Source organism: Gordonia sp. GONU, from assembly GCF_024733855.1.
Lineage (GTDB): Bacteria > Actinomycetota > Actinomycetes > Mycobacteriales > Mycobacteriaceae > Gordonia > Gordonia amicalis.
The window spans coordinates 1-5,134 of sequence record NZ_JANRHB010000066.1 but is presented as its reverse complement, the minus strand read 5'-3'; the positions used below and the strand labels follow the sequence as shown (position 1 = coordinate 5,134).

The window sequence follows — 5,134 nt, the reverse complement described above, 5'->3', positions numbered from 1 at the left end:
CCATCAAGTCGCGCATCGCGCTGGAGCCGCAATGGCCGCCCATTCGGTGTGGATAGGTGTCGAGCAATGACTCGGACATTGTCATGGTCTCCCTAGTGGTGGTGGACACTGTGCGACGGGATCTGGCCGACAGGTGGTGGCACGGGTGTTCGAGCGGGCAGTAACCTGCGGCGGTAGCCCGCCGGAGCGCACACTATGCGCGGAATGCGTCGGACGGAGCTGGCCGTCCCGAGAAGATCAGAGGGCCGTAGGCATGCCGCAGGCCCGCCAGGATTTCCTCGAGGGGCAAGTCGTTGTAGACGCCGCGTTCGTGCACGTACTCCATGTGCGCGGAGCCGTCCGCCGCGTGCGCGTGAAACAACGCGTCGCGATCGCCGGTGAAGTCGATAGGTGGGACCCCGAATCGAGTGCACAATTCAATGTTGAACGCGGGTGTAGCTTTCAACCAGCGCCCCTCGATGTAGACGTGGCTGTATCCGTGATATACGAAGACGTCGGTTCCCATGAGTTCGCGCAGCGCGTCGGTCTGCAGATGATTGCGTACATCAGCGAAGCCGAGCCGGGCCGGTATGTTTGCCGCGCGGAACGCGGCTGTCAGTACGACCGCTTTGGGTACGCAGTACCCACGTCCGGACTCGATGACATGGCTGGCCCGGTAATGATCGGGCTTGTCAGAGACGGTGTAGGGGTCGTAACGGATCTGGTCTCGGACTGCGGCGAAGAGGCGCCGCGCCTTCTCGCGATCGGTGTCCGCGTCGCCGACCGCGTCTTGGGTGAAGGCCTGCACGGTCGCGTGATGGATGTCGAGGAAGGTCGATGCTGTGAGCGCCGCCGCCGGCCTTTCCGCTGCCGCGGGTGATGTGGTCATGGTGTGGCTCCGATCAGTTCGGACCTGTCGAGCGACGAACGCTGTGCGATCGTACGCTTCGCGTTCATGAAATCCTTGGGTCTGTTGACGCAGTCCGCGGCGATCAGCTCGCCGTCGTTGAAGTAGTAACAGGTGAAGTCACGGTCGTGGTCAGGGTCACCGCTGACCAGTACCTCGTCGTACCCGGTGTTGAGCCCGGCGATCTGCAGCTTCAGATCGTATTGATCGGACCAGAACCAAGGCAGCGCGGTGAGACCGGCTTCGTTGCCGCAGATGGTCGCTGCCGCGACCTTGGCCTGCTCGGTGGCGGCCGCCACACATTCGAGGCGGACGCGCCTGTCGTACCGTGCGATCCGTTGGTTGACGCAGTCGCCGGCGGCGACGATGTCGGGGTCGCTGGTGCGTGCATGGTCGTCGACGATGACTCCGTCGTCAACCTCGAGGCCCGCGGCGACCGCGAGATCCGTGTTGGGAATGATGCCGACACCGACGATGACGAGGTCCGCGGCCAGGGTCTCACCGTCGGCGAGCACCACCTCTTCGACTCGCCCCTCCCCGCGAAAACCCTCGACCAACGCGCTGGTGCGAACATCGACACCCTCGGTCCGGTGGGTACGGTCGAAAAACCTCGAGACCACCGGCGCGGTCACCCGCTCGAGCACGCGTTCCGCAGCCTCGAGAACAGTGACGTCCACACCCTGAGCTCGAAGTGAGGCGGCCGTCTCCAGGCCGATATAGCCGCCGCCGACGATGACGGCCCGGCAACCTGGCACCACCGCGGCACGGATGGCCTCGACGTCGGTGGCGGTGCGCAAGTAGTGGACGCCCGTCAACTCGGCGCCCGGAACGGTCAGCGCGCGGGCGCGCGCGCCGGTGCACAGTGCCAGCGTGGCGTAAGACACCACGTCTCCACTGTTGAGGGTGACGGTGTGCGCGGAACGGTTGATCGCCGTCGCCGTTCCGTCCACGAGCTCGATCCGCTGCTTGTCGTAGAACTGACGTCCGCGGATCGCGCAGTCATCAAGCTGTGATGCACCTGCCAGGTATGCCTTGGACAGCGGTGGACGCTGGTAGGGGAGCCTGCCCTCGTCGCCGATCAGCAAGACATCCCCGGCCCATTTCTCCTTTCGGAGAGCGCCCGCGAGTTGGACGCCGGCGTGGCTCGCGCCGAGGATGACGACCTGATCAGCCGTCACATTTCCCCCTTGGGGGTCAGGCGAACCATCATCTTGCTGATCCCACGGACAAAGTTCGATTGCACGTACTCCGGCTCACCCACCACCTCGATGTTGTCGAAGCGAGGGAGGAGCTCCTCCCACAGGATGCGTAGCTGGAGCTCGGCGAGCCGGTTGCCCATGCAGCGGTGTACACCGAAACCGAACGCGATGTGGTTGCGGGCGTTGGCCCGGTCGATGATGAGCTCGTCTGGACGCTCGAAGACGCGCTCGTCTCGGTTGCCCGAGGCGTACCACATCACCACCTTGTCACCCTTGCGGATGAACTGGCCGCCGAGCATGACGTCCTTCTTGGCGACCCTGCGCATGTAAGCAAGAGGGGTCTGCCAGCGGATGATCTCCGACACCGCGTTGGGGATGAGGTCGGGGTTGGCCTTGAGCTTCTCGAACTGCTCGGGGTATTCGTTGAGGGCCAGCACTCCGCCGCTCATGGAGTTGCGGGTCGTGTCATTGCCGCCGACGATCAGCAGCACGAGGTTACCGAGGAACTCCATGGGGCGATCGTCGAGGAGGTTCTTGGTGTCCTCGTTGCTTTGCAGCATGGTGATGAGGTCGAAGCCAGGCTCTTCGCCGGCCACGGTACGTGCCGCCTTGTCCCGCCACAGCGAACTCAGGCCTTGCGCCATCGCGACCATCTCACGGAAGACCCTGTCGTTGTCCGAGGGGCCGCCGTTGGCCTGCTCCATCGAGGTCGCGAGGTCGGACCATTCGACCAGCTTGTGCCGCTTGTCGTAAGGGAAGTCAAGTAGCGTCGCGAGCATGCGTGCAGTGAGTTCGATCGACACAGTCTGGACCCAGTCAAACGGCTCGTTGAGTGGGAGGCCGTCGAGGACTTCGCGGACGCGCGCGCGGATGAGCCCCTCCATCTCACGAAGGTTCTTCGGAGCCACCACGCCCTGCACTGCGGCGCGCTGCTTGTCGTGCCGGGGCGGATCCATCGCGATGAACATCGCGATGTCCATGAAACGCGGGGGCCTGCCGATGATGATGAACGGTTCGGCGGAGAACGCCTCGTGATTCTTGTCGACCGCGATGATGTCGGCGTGTCGCGTGACCGACCAGAACGGACCGAAGGGGCTCTCCGAACGGAAGTGCACCGGCGCCTCGTTGCGGACACGCTCGAAGTACGAGCGCCACATACCCTGGCGATACAGGAACGGGTTACTCAGGTCGATTTCGGCGAGATCGACCTCGTCCACCGGCGGGATCGGGGTCTCGGTGAAGATCTTCTGGCCGTCGGTCCTTGTGACGATTCGGCGGGTCTTGTCATAGACATGCGCCCCCCGGATCTGAAGGTCGATCGGGATCATTGATTGCGCCTTCTCGGCGACGGTGGCTGCGATGCTCATGATTGCATTCCTTCGTCGTTGCGGGTCAGAGTTGGAATTCCGGGAGGCGAACAGTCAGGCCGTCCCACTCCTCAGTCGCGATCATCTGGCAGGACAGCCGCGAGGTTCCTTCCCGTTCCGGATGCATGCTCAGCATCTCTTCCTCGCCCTCGCCGCTGCGCCCGACGGTCTTGATCCACGCCGGGTCGACAATGACGTGACACGTACCGCAGGCCGCTTCGCCACCACAATCACCGTCGATGCCGGGGACGGCTTCGTCGACGGCGGTCTGCATGAGCGACTTCCCCTCCACGAGATCGGCTTCGTAGTCGTCTCCATCGTGGGTGATGTATGTGATCGTGGCCATGGCCACCTCCTTGCACGTATGAGGTTCCCCTTGAGTGTGAATGTGCGGATCCCGACCGATCCATGTGTGAACGTCGCAATCTGTTGTTAATCTGGCTCACGTGACCCTCGGTGAATCCGGTGTGCCCCCGTTGGCGTTTGCACAGCTTCTCGACAGCGGTGCGCTGGGCACGGAGGCGACGAGCGCATTCGGTCGGATAATGGCCCAGGAGGGCACCGACCTCAGAACGTTGATCACGCAAGAAGCGCAGGTGCCGATGCAATGGTTTCATGACGTGTATCCGACGATGGGGCCGCACGACGGGTTTCGGCTGGGCCTCGCATTCGCTGAGCACGCTCAGCTGACCTCCTTCGGTCCACTGAGCCTGCCGCTGGTCAGTGCCGGGTCGGTCGTTGACATCGTCGAGTTGCTTCGTTTTCTGCCGTTGATCTCGACGGCGCTAAGTGCGGACTTTCATCATGGCGCCAGTGGTCTTACCATCGGTCTCGCAGGGCGCACCGACAGCGCGGGTACCGACTGCTTTGCCGTCACTTATGGGGGCCTGACCGTTCTGCGTCTGGTGAAAATACTCACAGGAGATGTGTCCTCAGCAGAGTTACACCTGACCTGCCCGGCGCCGACCGAGCCGCTGAACGTGGGAGAGATAGGGCATCGAGTCGTCTTCGATGCGCCAGCGTCATTTGTTCGCATACCAGCCGAGGCGCTTCATGAGGTGTGCCGCTTTTCCGATCCCGTCGCCTACCGGATCGGTACCGCCGAACTGCGACGGCTCTGCGATCAGCGGCGTCACAACTCGTACACGCAGCGCGTCCGAGCCCAGTTTGATGCAGACCCTGCTCGAGTCAACGCTAGTCGGATCGCAGCAGAGCTGTCGGTATCGGTAAGCACACTCAAACGGCACCTACACGCCGAGGGCACCACCCTGCGCCGCCTACGACAGCAATTCATGCAGGAGCACGCCATCCTCCGACTTCTCGATCCCGGCGTCGGAATCGGCCAGATTGCTACCGAACTGGGGTACTGCGACGTCGCAAGCTTTTCTCATGCGTTTGCTCGGTGGGTCGGCTGCTCCCCGTCGCAGTTTCGACTTCGACGTGCACGCCCGCCAGCCGCATGAATGCTCGACCAGCCCAATCGGGGCGTCAGCTGATTACACCACAACGAATTTCGCGACTGGTTCATAACGTTTCGATACGGTAACCCGGGCCCGCCCCGTCCGAAGCGCACGGTCGTTACAAGTCAGCCAGCATCGCCTACGCGGCAATTCTCAGCCACACCTCAACGTCTGCCGCCTCGCCGAGGACACCAGCCGGTTCGTTCTAGCCACCGTTATGGC

General features: G+C 63.1%; 5 protein-coding genes. 1 reads left to right on the top strand and 4 read right to left on the bottom strand.

Features of this window, described 5'->3' with window-relative positions; all coding sequences use genetic code 11:
• Positions 1 to 193: 193 nt before the first annotated feature.
• Genes NWF34_RS25105 through NWF34_RS25090 form a run of 4 tightly spaced genes read right to left on the bottom strand, consistent with a single transcriptional unit; the run spans position 194 to position 3,798 of the window.
• Positions 194 to 868 (bottom strand): transglutaminase family protein, encoded by a 675-nt coding sequence (locus tag NWF34_RS25105; RefSeq protein ID WP_005195131.1) that lies wholly within the window; start codon positions 866 to 868, stop codon positions 194 to 196.
• Entirely contained in the window at positions 865 to 2,064 is a 1,200-nt protein-coding gene (locus NWF34_RS25100) for an NAD(P)/FAD-dependent oxidoreductase (protein WP_005195132.1), read from the bottom strand. The genes NWF34_RS25105 and NWF34_RS25100 overlap by 4 nt, the downstream gene beginning before the upstream one ends.
• Positions 2,061 to 3,452: a cytochrome P450 gene (locus tag NWF34_RS25095; RefSeq protein ID WP_005195133.1), complete on the bottom strand. Its 1,392-nt coding sequence runs from the start codon at positions 3,450 to 3,452 to the stop codon at positions 2,061 to 2,063. Before NWF34_RS25095 ends, NWF34_RS25100 begins: the two co-directional genes overlap by 4 nt.
• A 25-nt stretch (positions 3,453 to 3,477) precedes the next feature.
• On the bottom strand, positions 3,478 to 3,798 hold the full coding sequence (locus NWF34_RS25090; RefSeq protein ID WP_005195134.1) for a 2Fe-2S iron-sulfur cluster-binding protein: 321 nt from the start codon (positions 3,796 to 3,798) through the stop codon (positions 3,478 to 3,480).
• A gap of 100 nt (positions 3,799 to 3,898) precedes the next feature.
• Here NWF34_RS25090 and NWF34_RS25085 point away from each other — a divergent pair, with 100 nt between their 5' ends.
• Positions 3,899 to 4,915 (top strand): AraC family transcriptional regulator, encoded by a 1,017-nt coding sequence (locus tag NWF34_RS25085; RefSeq protein WP_005195135.1) that lies wholly within the window; start codon positions 3,899 to 3,901, stop codon positions 4,913 to 4,915.
• Positions 4,916 to 5,134 lie beyond the last annotated feature (219 nt).